The 16,401-nt window shown below is 39.5% G+C and carries 21 protein-coding genes; 4 read left to right on the plus strand and 17 right to left on the minus strand.

Features of this window, described 5'->3' with window-relative positions; translation table 11 throughout:
• Positions 1–2: 2 nt before the first annotated feature.
• From comGG to EKC99_RS05520, 8 genes are all read right to left on the minus strand, one after another.
• The gene (comGG, locus tag EKC99_RS05485) at positions 3–419 is read right to left on the minus strand and encodes a competence type IV pilus minor pilin ComGG (RefSeq protein ID WP_163150895.1); all 417 of its coding nucleotides are present in this window, start codon (positions 417–419) and stop codon (positions 3–5) included.
• Positions 379–813, minus strand: coding sequence for a competence type IV pilus minor pilin ComGF (gene comGF / locus EKC99_RS05490; RefSeq protein ID WP_163150897.1), 435 nt, complete (start codon positions 811–813; stop codon positions 379–381). Before comGF ends, comGG begins: the two co-directional genes overlap by 41 nt.
• On the minus strand, positions 810–1,118 hold the full coding sequence (gene comGE / locus EKC99_RS05495; RefSeq protein WP_163150899.1) for a competence type IV pilus minor pilin ComGE: 309 nt from the start codon (positions 1,116–1,118) through the stop codon (positions 810–812). The genes comGF and comGE overlap by 4 nt, the downstream gene beginning before the upstream one ends.
• On the minus strand, positions 1,102–1,539 hold the full coding sequence (comGD, locus tag EKC99_RS05500) for a competence type IV pilus minor pilin ComGD (RefSeq protein WP_009373943.1): 438 nt from the start codon (positions 1,537–1,539) through the stop codon (positions 1,102–1,104). Before comGD ends, comGE begins: the two co-directional genes overlap by 17 nt.
• Entirely contained in the window at positions 1,532–1,834 is a 303-nt protein-coding gene (gene comGC / locus EKC99_RS05505; RefSeq protein ID WP_019416931.1) for a competence type IV pilus major pilin ComGC, read from the minus strand. Before comGC ends, comGD begins: the two co-directional genes overlap by 8 nt.
• A 6-nt stretch (positions 1,835–1,840) precedes the next feature.
• Positions 1,841–2,872: a competence type IV pilus assembly protein ComGB gene (gene comGB / locus EKC99_RS05510; protein ID WP_163150901.1), complete on the minus strand. Its 1,032-nt coding sequence runs from the start codon at positions 2,870–2,872 to the stop codon at positions 1,841–1,843.
• On the minus strand, positions 2,856–3,926 hold the full coding sequence (gene comGA / locus EKC99_RS05515; protein ID WP_026011547.1) for a competence type IV pilus ATPase ComGA: 1,071 nt from the start codon (positions 3,924–3,926) through the stop codon (positions 2,856–2,858). The genes comGB and comGA overlap by 17 nt, the downstream gene beginning before the upstream one ends.
• Positions 3,927–4,037: 111 nt before the next feature.
• Entirely contained in the window at positions 4,038–4,409 is a 372-nt protein-coding gene (locus EKC99_RS05520; RefSeq protein ID WP_009373947.1) for a Spx/MgsR family RNA polymerase-binding regulatory protein, read from the minus strand.
• A 187-nt stretch (positions 4,410–4,596) separates the two neighbouring features.
• Between EKC99_RS05520 and EKC99_RS05525 the strand changes: the two genes are divergently transcribed.
• Both EKC99_RS05525 and EKC99_RS05530 read left to right on the plus strand, forming a co-directional pair.
• Positions 4,597–5,295, plus strand: coding sequence for a helix-turn-helix transcriptional regulator (locus EKC99_RS05525; protein WP_035066758.1), 699 nt, complete (start codon positions 4,597–4,599; stop codon positions 5,293–5,295).
• Positions 5,296–5,364: 69 nt separating this feature from the next.
• Positions 5,365–5,607, plus strand: a complete 243-nt coding sequence (locus EKC99_RS05530; RefSeq protein WP_009373952.1) for a DUF2626 domain-containing protein — start codon at positions 5,365–5,367, stop codon at positions 5,605–5,607.
• Positions 5,608–5,635: 28 nt separating this feature from the next.
• Here EKC99_RS05530 and EKC99_RS05535 read toward each other — a convergent pair whose 3' ends face one another.
• Both EKC99_RS05535 and EKC99_RS05540 read right to left on the minus strand, forming a co-directional pair.
• Entirely contained in the window at positions 5,636–6,706 is a 1,071-nt protein-coding gene (locus EKC99_RS05535) for a class I SAM-dependent methyltransferase (protein ID WP_035066755.1), read from the minus strand.
• Positions 6,707–6,854: 148 nt separating this feature from the next.
• Complete coding sequence (locus tag EKC99_RS05540) at positions 6,855–7,487, minus strand: MBL fold metallo-hydrolase (protein ID WP_163150903.1); 633 nt, start codon at positions 7,485–7,487, stop codon at positions 6,855–6,857.
• Positions 7,488–7,618: 131 nt separating this feature from the next.
• Here EKC99_RS05540 and EKC99_RS05545 point away from each other — a divergent pair, with 131 nt between their 5' ends.
• Positions 7,619–7,804, plus strand: coding sequence for a DUF2759 domain-containing protein (locus tag EKC99_RS05545; protein ID WP_021095212.1), 186 nt, complete (start codon positions 7,619–7,621; stop codon positions 7,802–7,804).
• Between the two features lie 26 nt (positions 7,805–7,830).
• Here EKC99_RS05545 and EKC99_RS05550 read toward each other — a convergent pair whose 3' ends face one another.
• From EKC99_RS05550 to EKC99_RS05570, 5 genes are all read right to left on the minus strand, one after another.
• Complete coding sequence (locus tag EKC99_RS05550) at positions 7,831–8,700, minus strand: M14 family metallopeptidase (protein ID WP_163150905.1); 870 nt, start codon at positions 8,698–8,700, stop codon at positions 7,831–7,833.
• A 95-nt stretch (positions 8,701–8,795) separates the two neighbouring features.
• Positions 8,796–10,658: an LTA synthase family protein gene (locus tag EKC99_RS05555; protein WP_009373957.1), complete on the minus strand. Its 1,863-nt coding sequence runs from the start codon at positions 10,656–10,658 to the stop codon at positions 8,796–8,798.
• A 268-nt stretch (positions 10,659–10,926) separates the two neighbouring features.
• Entirely contained in the window at positions 10,927–11,892 is a 966-nt protein-coding gene (locus EKC99_RS05560) for an ROK family glucokinase (protein ID WP_163150907.1), read from the minus strand.
• Complete coding sequence (locus tag EKC99_RS05565; RefSeq protein WP_009373964.1) at positions 11,877–12,110, minus strand: YqgQ family protein; 234 nt, start codon at positions 12,108–12,110, stop codon at positions 11,877–11,879. Before EKC99_RS05565 ends, EKC99_RS05560 begins: the two co-directional genes overlap by 16 nt.
• Before the next feature lie 109 nt (positions 12,111–12,219).
• Entirely contained in the window at positions 12,220–13,623 is a 1,404-nt protein-coding gene (locus EKC99_RS05570; RefSeq protein WP_483296094.1) for a spore germination protein, read from the minus strand.
• A gap of 163 nt (positions 13,624–13,786) precedes the next feature.
• Between EKC99_RS05570 and EKC99_RS05575 the strand changes: the two genes are divergently transcribed.
• Entirely contained in the window at positions 13,787–14,647 is an 861-nt protein-coding gene (locus EKC99_RS05575; protein WP_021095207.1) for a hypothetical protein, read from the plus strand.
• Here EKC99_RS05575 and EKC99_RS05580 read toward each other — a convergent pair.
• Positions 14,618–16,171 carry a rhomboid family intramembrane serine protease gene (locus EKC99_RS05580; RefSeq protein WP_163150909.1) on the minus strand — a complete coding sequence of 518 codons (1,554 nt, stop codon included), beginning with the start codon at positions 16,169–16,171 and terminating at the stop codon, positions 14,618–14,620. The two genes, EKC99_RS05575 and EKC99_RS05580, sit on opposite strands and share 30 nt — an antisense overlap.
• A 35-nt stretch (positions 16,172–16,206) precedes the next feature.
• Positions 16,207–16,392: a hypothetical protein gene (locus EKC99_RS05585; protein WP_163150911.1), complete on the minus strand. Its 186-nt coding sequence runs from the start codon at positions 16,390–16,392 to the stop codon at positions 16,207–16,209.
• Positions 16,393–16,401 lie beyond the last annotated feature (9 nt).

The following is a 16,401-nucleotide window of genomic DNA, read 5'->3' on the forward strand; positions in this document are numbered from 1 at the left end:
CTCTAGTATCGTTCTTTCCACTGCGAAATGTCGTTTGTTAATACATGAAATTGAAACTGAACATCATAGCGAAATTGATCATTCGTTACACATGATACATTGACAGACCAAACATCCGCTCCGTTTTTTGCTGCGCTATACGTTGCCTGTCCGCGAGAAAATAAAATCGTTTGGCTTAATGATGGCACGTTTTCTGGTGCATTGGCAAGCGTTTGTTTCACATCATTGAGCGTTTGTTTCATCAAATAGTCTGCTTCATACCACTTTTTTTCTTCTTCAAAAAACTGTATGTCTGTATGATACAATGCGACAGAGTGAAGAAAAAGAGCGCTCATAAACAACGCACACATGACCGTAAACGGAAAAATAACACCTTGTTCATTTTTCATATGGCCGAAAAGACGGGATAAACGCTTCATATACATCCCCCTTATCTGTTAATACTCGTATGCGAATGCCCGTTTGTTCTTTTTTATACGATATATGTTGAATAAATTGAAGCATAATTTCATGCCCAGTAGCATTTACGCGCCTGCGAATGATCGTTCCATACTTTTCGTACGTCACGCGCTCGCCCGTCCATTTATCGAATTGAATCGTTGTGCCGTATATATGAACGTCTTTTGATTCTCTCAGTTCTATTTTTGCTTGTTGGATAAAAACAACCCATTCAAAATAGTGAAAGTTTCCGCGTTTTGTTGTATAGCTCCACGATAAATGAAAGGCCTTTGTCAATAAAGATAAAATGATGAAAAAAACTGTAAGCGACATTAATATTTCTATTAACGTAAAGCCTTTTTCTTTTTGAATCATTGCAACAATGTCTCACATCTTTCTTTCGTTTTTTTCAGCCTATCTTCCCAACGAACACATCGCTCATTCGATCGCATAAATAATGAAAATGTGTATTTTCCCCGAACAACGACCGTTTCGTTTTCACGATGTTCATTCATCATTGCTTCATATAAAATTTGATTCGCGATCATTTCCATTTTTTTATTTTCCCGTTCCACAACAATCGTTGTCCAATGAACAAGGAGCATAGCGATTAAACCGCTCCATAAACTAAGCGAAACGAGCAGTTCAATAAACGTAAAACCGTTACAATTTTTGCGCATACAATCGTCCTTTCCCTAATTGAAAAACGATTTTATATTTTTTACTTCCGTATGCAACAAGAAGCGTCCCGGCTTTATTCACATTACCATTCGGATAATAATAAAGCGGCGGCGATAACGTAGCCATTTGAAATTGAAATGGGGAGGGGAAGGAGCGAGCAAATAGCTCCTTTCCAAACGTCCCTCCTTCTTTCACCTGATAACGGCATGTGTCGAAAGAAAATATAATGGCTACCGTCTTTTTCCGACTTATTGCATATTGTTGGGCATATAACATATCGTTTTGGAACTGTTCTAAAAAATATTGTAACTGCCGTTCAGCTAATACGTGTTGAAGGGGTGGAACGGTAAACGACATGATGCTTGTTACAACAAAAAGAACGATTAACATTTCGATCAACGTAAATCCTCGTTCATTCACTTTCTAAAACGTCCCCTTCACTCGTAATCACGATTTCTTTTCCGTTTGGACAACGGTTACTTTCAATATATTTTCCATCTACTAACTGTTGCACCGTCGGAATCGTTCCGTGCTCCATTTCATATGCTTTTACCTGTGATTGAACCATCTTTAAAAACGCTGAACATCCTTTGTTGTTAATCATACTGTTATGTTTTGTCACATTTGGGATCGTAATTAAAATCAAAATAGTAATGACCATTAACACAATTAACATTTCAATTAGCGTAAATCCTTTTTCATTTCTCATATACATCCCCCTCTATATATGATTTAACAGTTGAAAAATAGGCCACAACATAGCGATATACATCAAAACGACAAAAATACCGATACAACTAAGCAACAGTGGTTGCGTAATATATACAATTTTTCTTAGACGGTTTTCTAATTTTTGCAATGAAAACTGGCTATAATGAAATAATTCTTGTACTAATTCTCCGTTCGACTGCCCGTGACGGATGACAAATGATAGTTCCTTTTCGTAATACTTCCGTTGCTGAATCATTTCATCTAGCTTCTCACCTGCACATAGTTGCTGTTTCATGATTTTTGCTTCTTCTTTTAGTAATGGAAGGTGGGATTGATGCTCAAAAATTTGTAGCGCCTCATAAATGGACAGCCCTCCTTTTAACAAGTGGCTTAATTGTAACGAAAACACTTGCGTATGGAATGACACAATCCATGAACGGATGAGAGGGAGCTTCATAAACAAATCTATTTGTTTATGAATAGGCCATGAACGAACGAAAAGCAAATAAAACAATCCTAAAAAAGCAAACATGATGAACGCAACGGAAAGTATACGTGGAAGCCATATAGTGACAGTAAAAAGGAATGTAGAAAAAGATGAGCGAGCATGAAACGAAGAAAGAAGATGAGAAAACTGTGGAGCTAATACTTGCTGAAACATGAAAAACATCATGATACAAAAACTAAAAAGAAATAATGGATAACGCAACATACGCTTCACTTGCTCGATGTATATTGCCCTCATTTGTCCAATTTCCCCTGCTTCAATAAATCCGTGAGCAAGTTGTCCATGTTGCTCGGCAAAAAAGACATAGGCTAAAAGATGAGAATGAAATTGCATGCGAGAAAAAGCTTCATGAATCGGTACGCCTGCTCGCAACGCATGTACACAATCGTCAAGATCGCGTTGCTTTGCAGGAGGTTGCTGAATTTGCAAAAACTCAATCGCTTGAGCAAGCGAATACCCTTTACTAAGCAATTTACCGAGTTGGAGAAAAAACGCGCTTTGCTCCTGCAACGACCAATTACAACGCCGCTTCATCTAACAACCAACTTTCAATGGTGCTTTCATGTAAAAAACCGAGCGCAATTCCTTTTTTAATCACATCTTTTAATCGAGTGTACATATATGTCGCCTGCTCTCCTTTCGCCGCTCTCATTGCTTGCGCCAGTTCATTTCCATATAGCAGCTCATAAACAGCTGCTCGCCGGACAGGTCGATACTGTCGACAAAAAGGGGAGCACTCTCCTTCACAAAACGGACATTTTAATTGTACAAGACGTTGCGCTGTTACAGCGACTAACGTTTGTGCCATTTCTTGAAATGGCACACCGAACTCAAGAAGGCGATAAATCGCTCCAACCGCATCTTTCGTATGCATAGTTGTTAACACGAGATGTCCTGTTAACGAGGCGCGAACGGCAATTCGCGCAGTCTCCGCATCACGAATTTCCCCAACCATAATGACATCTGGGTCATGGCGGAGAATCGCTTTTAACCCTGCCGCATACGTAATACCCGCTTTTTCGTTTACTTGCACTTGCAATACATCTTCCGCCCGCTTTTCAACCGGATCTTCTAGCGTAATGACATTTCGTTGAAAATGGTGACGACATACGTTTAACAAACTGTATAGCGTTGTCGTTTTCCCAGATCCAGTCGGTCCTGTGAAAATAATAAGCCCATGAGAATAGTTTAATAAGGCGAGCAACTTTTTTACGGTTGAAGGAAAGAGCGCGAGTTGTTTAAGCGGAAGAAATGAGTGTAACGGAAGCAAGCGGATAACTAAGCTTTCATCATAGATGGTAGGCAACGTTGATAACCGAAGATGTATCGTCGTGTGGGTGAGGTTCATTTCCATCGCTCCGCTTTGCGGACGACGACGTTCTCCAATATCCATATCAGCGAGAAATTTAAAGTGGGCAAGCAAACGTTCACATGTCTGTTTCGATAACACATTTTTTGTAACGAGCATTCCCCCTAAGCGAAATTGCACAAGCGCATCTTGTTTGCGTGGAACGATATGAATGTCGGAAGCTTGAAGCATATAAGCTTCTTCAATCAGGCGATCAGCTAACCGTTCAATAGCCTGCAACGCCATCCCCCTTTCTTCATTTTTTCGCCTTCATTATTCAACATGTTTCGCCAAATTCCTTCTTCATTCGTAAAAAATTCAAAAAAATATTCACCCATATGCGGGTGAACGTCATGAAACACATGCGCGCCGATATTTTTTCGCGATATTTTTTAACGCTGACGGGTTATAGCCAACAACGAGCCGCTTGCCATCTGTAACAATTGGACGGCGAAGGAGACGAGGTTCTTTCACAAGTAGCTCGACAACTTTCGATAACGGCCACTCTTCAACATTTTCAACAAGCTGCTTAAACGATTGACTGCGTGTTGCTAAAATCTCATCGATTCCTTCCGTCGTCAGTGACAATAAATGCAATAACTCTTCATAGGTTGGTGTTTCACGAAACAAATGACGCTCACGAAATTCAATATTGTTGGCGCATAACCATTTTTTTGTTTTTCGGCACGATGTACAACTCGGATGCATATATACAGTCAGCATAACAAACACTCCTCTCTCCACTTAGTTATACATATTGTATAACATTTGTTTAACATTTGTATATAAATTTGTTTTAAAACTTTGTGAACGTTACAAAAAGATAGGGAAAAAGACCTATATATGCATTTCCATTGTGGAAATACATGTATTATAATGTAAATGAATGAACATATAGGAGTGAGACATAATGGACCAAGTATTAAAAATCACAAGCGTCCTTGCCGATCCGACTCGTTACGAAATTTATCAGTATATTGCTAGAAAACATCAAGAAGTAACCGTTCAAGAAATTGCTGATGCGTTCCATATTCATCCGAATGTCGCTCGTCTTCATTTAACAAAACTTGAAGATGTCAATATGCTTGTATCCGAAACGAAAAAGACAGGAAAAGGTGGCAGACCGAGCAGATTATATCGCCTATCTGATGATGTGATTCAGCTTCATTTTCCGTTTCGCGACTACCAGCTGTTATCAAAAATTGCGATTCATGCGATGATGAAACTCGGAGAAGCAGGGAAACAAGCGTTGTATGAAACAGGAAAGTTATTCGGTCAAGAACTTGTACAACAACACGTTCAATCGATGCAAGCGCTTGAGCAGCTAAGTGTAGAAGAAAAAATGAACATTTTACAAAAAGCAGCCGAAGCAGCAGGATTTTATCCGACATTCCATTATAGTGAAAATCAAGGGAAAATTTATTTTGAAATTTTCAACTGTCCGTTTAAAGAACTTGCATTTGCACATCCGGATTCCGTCTGTTATATGCATAATGCCTTTTTAAAAGGGATGTTAGAAGTATTGTTTACAAACGCCGAACTTGTCACAGAAGAAATTATGCCATCAGGCTGTAATTCATGTACGTATCAAGCCATTCTAAAAAAATAGAACGTTTACACAACCATTTCAAGTACATTATAATAAGTAAGGGAAACGGTCAGAAAAGGAGGGATACATATGGATCGTATGTTCCGCGTCTTGTCATTTTGGACAGGGATTTTTGCTGTCATGTTTTATCTTGGCCATATGCATACAACGTCATTATTGTTCCTCGGCCAAACAGGATTCTTTCTTTTGTTAAGCTACTTAAAATTAACAGAAAGAATGTACATTTACATTTTCGGTGCGTACTTAACGGTCTTTTTTGCCGGATTTACGTACTGGACAACGTTTATGATGGTCCCTGGCATAGGCGAGTAAAAAGCGATGAGTGCACCTCATCGCTTTTTTATGTAAAAATAGGAACATTTATTTTCTTTTGTTGAACCATCACTTGAAACGCTTTTCCGATATCGCTCATAACGAGTGAGCGAATGGCGCGATTGTGTCGACTTTGCTCAGAAAACGGATTCGGATCATGATGTTCAATGAGTTGATTTAAAATACCTGCCTGCAATAAAAACTCATCTTGACGCCATAAATGGGTAAATGTCCAGCCCGCTTGCTCCCCATAAAAACGTAACGCATCCCATTGAATATGCGTCGTGAGATCCATTTCTCCCGGATAACGAAGCGGATCATCAATAAGCTGATGACGATAATAACCACGCAAACTGCCTTGTTTTCGTGCTGGATGTTTCCACTCTTCATCTGTATACCCATAATCAACTGTAAAAATGATCGCCTCATCAATCGCTTGATCAAGCTCAAAAATAAACTTTTTCATCGCTAACGGAATTTCAAATCGCTGCCCATCAACGAGCTGAATGTTCCGCTCAACGATATATTCAACAATTTCTTCGTTTTCAAGCGGGACGGATTGTTCAACAAGCCGATCTTCCTCTACTGCAACAAAACATTCATATAGTTGGCCGTTCCGTTTTTCAATGACATGAACAGGAAAAGCATCAAATAATTCATTGCTAAATACGATGCCACAAAAAGGAGTAGAAAGCTCAGCAAAACTCGAAACAATATGTACGTGGTCGATCAATGAAGCGAGTGTTTCCGCTTGTTTTTTCCGATGATACGGACTTGTTTCAACGATCGTATATTTGCCTTTTTCAAACGTGTCTGGCGATTGGCGCTTCCACTGTTCTAAAACGGCATAAGCAAATCGACCTGTCCCTCCACCGATTTCACATATAAATGGCGGAACATGATATGTTTCTATTAAACGAATAAATACACTCGCAAATACATGCCCAATGATATGTCCGACGTTGCTCGTTGTAATAAAATCTCCTGCACGTCCGATTTTTTCTTTTTGTTGCATATAATATCCGTACTGTTCATCGTATAATGCTAACTTCATGTAATCCGCGTATGACAAACGTTGATTTCTCATTTTTTCTAACATTTTTTTATCTGCACCCTTTTTTCACTATTGACATAGTGTTAAATTTGTTATATTGTTAAGTTAGTAGCTTAACTATATCCCCTCCCATTATAGGAATAAAAACATCCCCCAAACCCCCTTCTCTGTATAGAGAAGGGATTTTTTTTGCCTAAAAACCGTTCAAAAACGGATTCGTATCCATCTCTGCCCCGATCGTTGTTTCTGGACCATGACCACATAACACAACCGTTTCTTCAGGAAGAACAAGAAGCTGGCGATGTATGCTTTGCAACAGCTGTTCGTAATTTCCTCCTGGCAAATCGGTGCGACCAATGCTTCCCAAAAATAAGACGTCTCCTGATACGATCGCTTGAGCATCTTCTACGTAGTACGATACACTACCTGGGGAATGTCCCGGTGTTTCAATCACTTGAAGGGAGAAATCACCAATCTTCAATGTTTGCTCTTCTTCAAGCAACACGTCAGCTTCGTTTACAGTGATCGTTTCTCCCATAAATAATAAAGAGCCATTTTTCATCGGATCCGTAAGCCAGTATTGTTCTTTTTTATGTACATATACAGGAATGGACCATCGGTTTCTTACATCGTCCACAGCTCCAATATGGTCAAAATGAGCATGTGTAAGCAACACAGCTAACGGTGTCCAACCGTTTGCCACAATATGTTGAATCAACTTTTCTCCTTCGCTACCTGGATCAAAAATTAAACACGTCCCATTTTCATGAACAAGCACATACGCGTTTGTTTGCAATGGACCTAAAGGAATACGTTCCCACTTCATCTCATTTTCCTCACTTTCTGTATATTCTATTCACATTGTACATGAACAACATACGTTTTGCACCTCGACAAACGTAACAAAAACGATTACAATGAAAAAGGAATAATCGGTGTACATAAGGAGGGGAAGTTATGCCAACAGGAATTATTTTAGTCGTGATTTTTACGTTAGTCACATTGCTCGCTGCTTACGGTGTCATTCGTTCGTTGCGCGAGAAAAATTTCCTCGGCGTATTGCTAGGGATCGGCACTGTTGCCGTATTCGGTTGGTTTACAATTATGACTGTTATTTATCACGGATATCCAGTTGCCCATTAAAAAGACGCCAACGTATCGGCGTCTTTTTACGTACGAGCAAGGGCGGTCATAAAAATACCGATGCTTTCATTGTAAATAGAATGAAACTGGGAAAACGGGAGCGGATTAACCCCTTCACCAAGCTCAATTGTATACCCACATCGCTTCCAATTGAAAATAAACCAATCGCGGTATCCCGCATGGCTGTCAATATACCGAACAGGTACATAACCACTCCACTTCGCAAATTCATTCACTTCTTCTTCCGCTTCGGGCGGCTCACATTGTTCATATCCCCAATAAATTTCTTTTCCTTGCGTATGAAAAGCTAATACTTTAAAAAAATCACGCTCCATTGTCAATGTTGCCATCGCTTGCACTTCTGGTTCTGTTAACGGAGAAAAACCAGGGAAATCGCGGGGAGCGGGGGTTTTGGGAGCTTTTCTTTCTTTCTCTATCTCCCATTTTGCAGGAAATTGATTGTTTAAATCTACTCCCCGAATGTTTGCTTTCCATTGTGAAAAATCTTCGTTTCCTTCGTTGATGCGCAACACTTCTTCTTCATAATGTTGAGCCGCTTTCTTTCCATGTAACACAAGATCGACTCCATCTGGATTGACCATCGGCACAATCGATAACGTCGTTTTTTTATACAATGATTGTACATCATATCCACAAAGATGTTGTTTATTCTTTAATGCTTGCACATAGTCGCGCACGAACGCCATCACAACTGCTGATGTAATCCATTCATTCGCATGAAACGACGCGTTCATGTGCACATATGTTTCTCCTTCACCAATTTGCAATTCAATGATCGGTTTGTTTAGCACACTTCGTCCGATTTCATGTATGCGAACAACTGGATCATGTTGCAATTGATCAATCTCACTCATCAATGTCGAAAAATCGTACATCGCTCTCTCCCCCTTGTTGCATTGTATGAACGATACATTTGTCCGTATGTATAGCTAGCTAAAAGAAAAAAGCTAGCCCTATATTAAGAGCTAGCTTATTGTTTATTTTCTTGTTGTTTATTGTAGAAGCGCAACAAGTCGCCATATACAATTTTGTCAGAGTAATCAAGCTCTTGCCGCGCCTTCTCCATATACGGCTCGCAATAAGATGCATCGACTTCTGTTCCGGTTTTTTTATCGTAACATGCATTTTTCGTATATACATAATCTTTTGTCACAAAACTACCGTCACGAAGAACGACGAAATCAAGTTTATCTTTTGAGAATAAATCTTCACCAAAATGAATTTGATTGCGTGTATCAATACCTAGCAAATGAAGCAATGTCGGCTTCACGTCAATTTGTCCAGACACTTTTGAAATTACTTTCGGTTGTTTATCTGTCACACCTGGAATATGGATGATCAACGGAACACGTTGTAATTGAACGTGATCAAATGGCGTAATCTCATCCTTCCCTAAATATTGAGCCATCGCTTTATTATGGTTTTCCGAAATGCCGTAATGGTCTCCGTAAAGAATAATGATGGAATTTTCATACAATCCTTCTTTTTTCAACTTCTCAATAAATACTTTTAACGCCTCATCCATATATCGAACCGTTGGGAAATAACGGTTTAACGTTCGGCTATTTGATGTGTACTCCGGAACCATTTTATCTTCTTCCCCTAATTCAAACGGGAAGTGGTTCGTTAATGTAATAAACTTTGTGTAAAATGGTTGTGGCAACGTTTTTAAATGCTCCACAGATTGTTCAAAAAACGGAATATCTTTTAAACCCCAACCAACTGAATTTTCTTCCGTAATGTGATAGTCCGTCATCGAGAAGAAACGATCATACTTCATTGATTGATACATCACATCACGATTCCAGAAACTTTTATTATTCGCATGAAATACGGCTGAATAGTAACCGTAGTTTTTCAATATTTCTGGCGTTGCGTTATACTCATTTGTCGCATGTGTGAAAAAGACAGCGCCACGACCAAGTGGGTATAACGAGTTCTCGATGAGAAACTCAGCATCAGATGTTTTTCCTTGTCCTGTTTGATGATAGAAATTATCAAAGTAATAACTTTGTTTAATAAAGTCATTTAAAAACGGCGTAATTTCTTGTCCATTTACAGTATTGTTAATCACGAAACTTTGTAACGACTCCATCGAAACGATGATGACGTTGCGACCTTTTGCAATGCCAAACAATTGTTTATTCGGCGCTTTTTCGTTCGCATTAATATAGTTTTGAATATCTGCTAATTCACTACTATCCGCTAATGCACGTTGCGCTTTTGAACGCGACTGCAAAATAATATCATACACATGGTAGTTGTATATACCTAAGTTTTTAATTAACATTTCGCGGTCAAACGTACGCGTTAATAACTCTGGACGCTCTGTTTCCGCTAACCCTAAATTAAATAAAGCAAGGGCTGCTGTTGCAATAAAATATGTGCGACGGAATCGTTTTGTCGCTGGCACATACTGTGCAATCGATACTTTTTTATACGCCATCCAAGCAAGCAACACAACGTCGAGGAAAAAGAACATGTCAGAAACGTTCATCAATTCAAATACACTATTTCCTAAGTCGCCCATGTTGTTCGTTTGGAACAGCACAGGAATGGTAATAAAGTCACTAAAGAAGCGATAAAACATGACGTTCGCATACAAAACGAATGAAACAATGAAACTTGTTATTACAATATAGCGATTTCGTCGTTTTTCGCTCATAAATAAAGCAAGCCCAAAAATAAATAACAGGAAGCTTAATGGACTAATAAATAAAATGAACTCCTGCTTCCATGACTCAATTTTTATATCAAAACTATTTTTATAGACTAAATACGTCTTCAACCATAAAAGCAATACCGTTAAAAGAACGAAACGGTAATTTTTCATATGCTCTCCCTCCTTTAATCCACTCACATCTGATGCTTATTCTATGCTGTATGAGGTATATCCGTTTTTTTACATTTTTTTATCTCAACCAAAGACAATATTAATACTTTCTTAACAAAAAAGCAACTGTTATCTTAAACGATAAACGATATAATAGACAAGTCGCGCATCCACATATGACTGTTTTACACTTTTTCTTATGAAAATGCAAGACGTTTTTTACCGACAAATTTTCGACAAAAAAAACAGACGATTTTCTCGTCTGTTTTTATACTATATTTGTTTTTACTAGCCATGCCCCACCAATCACGCCCGCATCGTTTCCAAGCGTAGCAATGACGATGTCGGCAGCCTCAGCGACACGCGGAAACGCAAAACGTTTAAAATGGCGAGCAACCGTTTGCGCCAATAAATCTCCCGCTTTGGAAACACCGCCTCCAATGACAATTTTCTCTGGATTTAAACCGTTTGCTAAGTTAGCAAGTGCTAAGCCGAGATGAAATGTCACTTCATCAACGATTTGTAGCGCGAATGCATCGTTTTCTTTCGCTGCATCAAACACATCTTTTGCTGTAATGGCTCCTGCTTCCTGCCATATGTCGCGTAAACGGCTTTGTCCGTCCGTTTGTTTCAATCGTTCTGTCGCGATGCGGACGATGCCTGTGGCTGAAGCGATCGTCTCTAAACATCCTGTTTTTCCGCAATTACAAGGTGCTCCCCCTTCAGGAATGGAAGTGATATGACCGATTTCCCCACCAGCACCGTTTGTGCCGTGAACAATTTGACCGTTTACGATCACACCGCCTCCAACACCTGTGCCAAGCGTAACGAGAATTAAATTTTTCGCACCCTCGCCCGCTCCTTTCCACATTTCTCCGATTGCTGCAATGTTGGCATCGTTATCAACGACGACAGGAAGTCCTGTTTCCATTTCTAATCGATCTTTGAGAGGGAAGTTTTTCCAACCTAAATTTACTGCTTCATAAATGTCTCCTGTCGCCATGTTGACTGGCCCCGGTGCACCGATGCCAATACCGACAAGACGTTCTTTTGATTCATCTAATTCGCGCAACTTTTCATCAATCGCTTTTGCAATATGTGTTGTAATATGTTTTCCTTGTTCCGATTTATCTGTAGGAATTTCCCACTTACAAATGATTTCCCCATACATATTGACGAACGCTAATTTTACCGTCGTTCCACCTAAATCTACACCGACTAACCATTGTTCCATTGTTCCTTCATCCCTTTTTCTCTTTTTTCTCGTTCAATTTGCGCTTCATGGCGCAAAATAAGGAGCGCCATTTGATAATCTTTCACGTCGATGAGCTGCGCTTGAAATAATTCTTTCACTTCTTCTTCCATCAACTCTAAATCAGCAAGGCGATCACCGACGTAAATGATCGTTCCATATTTTTTTAACAACTGTTGCACATCATATACAGATTTCATTTTCTTCACCTATACGTATAAGCGTTTTCAATCCACATATTCTAAATGTATAAGGAAAACAAAAGGTCGTCAAGAACTGAACAATGACTTTGCGATATTTTTCACATTTTTACCGGTCTGGATCTTTCGGATGTAAGACAGTTGGACGACGATTTTTTAACGGAATTGGTGAGCGAATAAGTACATCGCGCATTCCGCGATACGAAAATGGAATAAACGGCCATAAATACGGAACACCGAACGATTGCATGCGCGCAAGCATCATTAACCATACAGTAATTCCAACGACATAGCCAATGACGCCAAACAGTGCTGTTACAATGAGCAACGCAAGGCGAACGAGCCGGTTCGCTAGTCCAAGCTCATAACTCGGTGTTGCAAACGTCCCGATCGTGGCCATCGCAAAATATAAAATGACTTCGTTAGAAAACAGGCCAACTTCCACTGCAATTCCACCAATCATTAACGCAGCAACGAGTCCAAGCGCCGTGGCTAAGGCAGATGGAGTGTGAATAGCTGCCATCCGCAACATATCTAGTCCAAATTCGATGAGCAATATTTGTCCAAACAACGGAATGTTTCCTTCACTTGATTTTGCAACGAACGATAAAGCGTTTGGAACGAGTTGTGGCGTTTTCATCCACATATACCAAAGCGGTAATAAAAAAATGGAGAGCCATACCGCAAGAAAACGGACGAAGCGCAAATACGCGCCAACAATCGGCTTATTTCTGTATTCTTCTGCATGTTGTAAATGATGCCAAAACGTTGCTGGTGTAATTAATACACTCGGAGATCCATCCACAAAAATAAGCACGTGCCCTTCATATAAATGAGCAGCAGCCGTATCTGGCCTTTCTGTATATCGAACGACAGGATACGGATTGAAGTGCCTTCCCGAAATAAATTCCTCCACCGTTTTTTCTCCCATCGGCAAACCGTCTGTATCAATTTTCGCTAATGATTGTTTTACTTCTTCAACAATCGTCGAATTTGCAATATCTTCAATATAACAAACACATACATCTGTTTTTGAACGGCGGCCAATTTGCATATATTCCATCCGTAATGAACGGTCGCGTACTCGTCGTCTCGTTAATGCTGTGTTAAATACAATAGTTTCCACGTACCCATCACGTGCCCCCCGAACGACACGTTCCATATCTGGTTCTTGCGGTCCGCGTACTGGATATGTGCGTGCATCAATTAAAATTGCCTTTGCCATCCCATCTACGAACAAAGCTGTCGGTCCTGCAAGCACGCCATCGATGACTCGCTCGAAATTATCTGTTTCATCCAATTCAACATATGGAAGATGCGTTCTTAATAACTTATTTAACGGTTGCTCATCTAACGCCCCATCCGGTAATTCAGATAACAATTTCATTAAGTAATGGAGAATATCATCTTTGACAAATCCGTCAATCATAAATAATGCCATATCTTTTCCAGCATAATGCACATCTAAATAAATGACGTCAAAACTTTTCCCTATCCCAAGCTTTTCTTTCATATATGAAACGTTTTCTGAAAGACGTGAAGATACTTGATTCACTTCCATCACCTACCTTACATTTACTACCATCCATCTTTGACATATCGCCATTCATTCATACATATTTCCTTTTATGCACACATACATTTTTTATAAATGTAAGCTTGACCGGAGGAATGAGATGAAACGTCTATTATCACTTTTTATATTGCTGTTCGTGTTTGTCGTTATTATCCAAACGCTTGAGCGACCAGCTCGTGAGACGATTATGTTTTTTCCGATCGATCCAACTGTTCGCTTTACACAGGCTCAAACGAAATTATCGTTGCACCCAAAAAAGAAAGAAACACGCTACATCATCGATTGGATCGTCACTTCATCGCTCGATCGAACCGCTTACTTACGACAAGATATTTCTTTGTTATTTGCTAATGGGCGGCTTATTGCTCTCCAATCGAAATGGAAAGAAAACGGAAAAAAACTTATTCAACAAAAACAGCTCGAACAAAAAGGAAGTCGATTATTTCAAGCTATTTCATACCATCAAGGAGAGTTGCATAACGGCAATGATATTCGAAGTAGTCAAAAAATGAGCGGAGATGCATTATATGTGATAGACTCATCCTTTGCCCCGCTTCAATCGTTTCGCAAGCCAGCGACAAACGAACAAAAAAAATGGGCTAGCACATTAAATAAACAAACACAAGCCATTGTCAACAAAGCTGCTAACCAAATGGCAACCATCTTATCAAAGAACGATTATTACCATTTGTACTTAACTGAGCTTGTTCAATATAATGAACAGCCGTTTATGGATTTAACGACAAATGAAACAGAGACGATGATCGGAAACTTATGGGAAGGACTATACAAAAATTATTTTTTAGGCATAAAAAAACAGAACGGTTCGATGGAATCCCCAATCGGTAGCACCGTTCCGCTTATTTTAATTAAAAAAGATTACAGCCAGCTGTTTGTCGTGACAGAAACAGCAGATGGAGAACTGATCATATTAAAGCAATTGCTCGATTTCAAACAATAATTGTTTATATTGTTCATCGTCTGGATGAATGTGCAATGCACGTTCTACTGCTTGTTTTGCTTTTTCGTAATTTTTTTCTTCTGCATACAATAACGCTAAATAATAAAATGCTTCATGAAAACGGTCGTTTTTTTCAATGGCAGCATATAAATACTGTTTCGCAGCATCGTAATCTTTTTGTTGAATACGAATATACGCACGTAAAAAATCTGCTTTGTATGCTTGCTCATCTCGTTCATTGATGATTGTCAACATTTGTTCGGCTTGACCGTATTCCCGTTCATCAATATACTGTTTGGACAATGCAAGAATGAGTTGCGCTTGATCTGCTGGCGGTCGTTGAAAGCCAATATATAAACAAATTGCCGTAACGACCGCTGTGAACAAAGTAGCCAACCATTGTCCAAGACGGGCACGCTCTTTCGGGAGATGGACAATGCTTGCAGCTAAAAATCCACCGATTAAGCCGCCAATATGGCCAGCATTATCAATATTTGGAACAACGAGACCAAACGCTAAATTAATCCCAATGACCGTCAACACATTCATGCCGATTGTTCGAAAAAACAAATGTGGATGCGCCTTTCCGAAATATAGCAAAGCTCCAAAACAGCCGAAAATCGCCCCAGACGCTCCCGCAGATACGGACGGTGAAAATAAAAAGCTAGCGAGTGAACCTGAAAAACCAGCAAAAAGATAAATGAATAAAAAACGGAGCGAACCGTACAGTTTTTCAACGAGCGGACCTAAATAGTACAATGCAAACGTATTCATAAACAAGTGTACAAAACCGATATGCAAAACGATCGGCGTAAAAAAGCGCCACCATTCCCCTTGCAAAATGAGCGGGTTAAATTTTGCACCGTATTCAATAAGTGTCAACGTATTTGTACTTCCACCGTTCCATTCTAAAATAAAAAACATGACGATTTGTAAAGCAATAAATACGTATGTCCATCTCGCTTTTCCGCGCTCAAATATGCTCCGTTCCTTTTCATACATTCGCTCAGCAAACGATAATACGTGTTGTTTAAACGTTTGTAATTCATGTTGTAACATCGGAGAATCATCAGGTACATATACTTTCAATGATTGATGAAACAACATGTTTAGTTCATGTAGCACGGCATACATATTGTTTATATGCATCACAAATGTTTTCATATGTACTCGTTCAGTCGTTAACGGCCGATGAACGTATAGTTCCCAATCGTCAACAGGAGGGTACATCATAGCATATATGTTAACGACTTGAAGCTGCCGACGAAATTGTCGCCTCCGCCATTCATCAACGGCAGTCATGGCGCGTTGCATATCATTTTTTAACGATACGCTCCAATCCATGTCCGTACGAACGAGACGAACGAGTGGTGCCTTTCGCTCACGTGTAGATTGCAACCAAACTTCGCGTTCATCAGGCGATAAATACACGATTTCATAGTTCGCTTGCAAAAATTGAAACATCATTTGCCAATATACAAAGTCAAAGCGAATGCTCAACCTTTCCTCTCCCTTCGCTATCATACCCTTCTTTTACCACACTCTGTTACAAAGCGCAACTATTTGTACTTTTGCAAAAACAATGTTGGCACAAGACGATGGCGAATAAACGGAATGGACATTCCCCATTGGATGACCCGCTTTTGAACCGCTTCTCGCTTCAATATTTCATTCAATACTCGATAGCGAAATCGATAAAGAACAAGCCCAGCGACTAAAGTGACAATCAATGTTTTTCCATTCAATATGATCAC

It is taken from the genome of Anoxybacillus sp. MB8, from assembly GCF_011006755.1.
GTDB classification, from domain to species: Bacteria; Bacillota; Bacilli; order Bacillales; family Anoxybacillaceae; genus Anoxybacillus; species Anoxybacillus gonensis.

Bases quoted from the DNA above. Each gene is read 5' to 3' on its own strand.
- comGE (WP_163150899.1), bottom strand. From the start codon at position 1,118: ATGCGCAAAAATTGTAACGGTTTTACGTTTATTGAACTGCTCGTTTCG.
- EKC99_RS05560 (WP_163150907.1), bottom strand. From the start codon at position 11,892: ATGGAACAATGGTTAGTCGGTGTAGATTTAGGTGGAACGACGGTAAAA.
- EKC99_RS05580 (WP_163150909.1), bottom strand. From the start codon at position 16,171: ATGATAGCGAAGGGAGAGGAAAGGTTGAGCATTCGCTTTGACTTTGTA.
- comGC (WP_019416931.1), bottom strand. From the start codon at position 1,834: ATGTATATGAGAAATGAAAAAGGATTTACGCTAATTGAAATGTTAATT.
- EKC99_RS05525 (WP_035066758.1), top strand. From the start codon at position 4,597: ATGGACCAAGTATTAAAAATCACAAGCGTCCTTGCCGATCCGACTCGT.
- EKC99_RS05575 (WP_021095207.1), top strand. From the start codon at position 13,787: ATGAAACGTCTATTATCACTTTTTATATTGCTGTTCGTGTTTGTCGTT.
- EKC99_RS05535 (WP_035066755.1), bottom strand. From the start codon at position 6,706: ATGTTAGAAAAAATGAGAAATCAACGTTTGTCATACGCGGATTACATG.
- EKC99_RS05545 (WP_021095212.1), top strand. From the start codon at position 7,619: ATGCCAACAGGAATTATTTTAGTCGTGATTTTTACGTTAGTCACATTG.
- EKC99_RS05570 (WP_483296094.1), bottom strand. From the start codon at position 13,623: ATGAAAGAAAAGCTTGGGATAGGGAAAAGTTTTGACGTCATTTATTTA.
- EKC99_RS05550 (WP_163150905.1), bottom strand. From the start codon at position 8,700: ATGTACGATTTTTCGACATTGATGAGTGAGATTGATCAATTGCAACAT.
- EKC99_RS05555 (WP_009373957.1), bottom strand. From the start codon at position 10,658: ATGAAAAATTACCGTTTCGTTCTTTTAACGGTATTGCTTTTATGGTTG.
- comGG (WP_163150895.1), bottom strand. From the start codon at position 419: ATGAAGCGTTTATCCCGTCTTTTCGGCCATATGAAAAATGAACAAGGT.
- EKC99_RS05565 (WP_009373964.1), bottom strand. From the start codon at position 12,110: ATGAAATCTGTATATGATGTGCAACAGTTGTTAAAAAAATATGGAACG.
- comGF (WP_163150897.1), bottom strand. From the start codon at position 813: ATGATTCAAAAAGAAAAAGGCTTTACGTTAATAGAAATATTAATGTCG.
- EKC99_RS05520 (WP_009373947.1), bottom strand. From the start codon at position 4,409: ATGCTGACTGTATATATGCATCCGAGTTGTACATCGTGCCGAAAAACA.
- comGB (WP_163150901.1), bottom strand. From the start codon at position 2,872: ATGAAGCGGCGTTGTAATTGGTCGTTGCAGGAGCAAAGCGCGTTTTTT.
- EKC99_RS05530 (WP_009373952.1), top strand. From the start codon at position 5,365: ATGGATCGTATGTTCCGCGTCTTGTCATTTTGGACAGGGATTTTTGCT.
- EKC99_RS05540 (WP_163150903.1), bottom strand. From the start codon at position 7,487: ATGAAGTGGGAACGTATTCCTTTAGGTCCATTGCAAACAAACGCGTAT.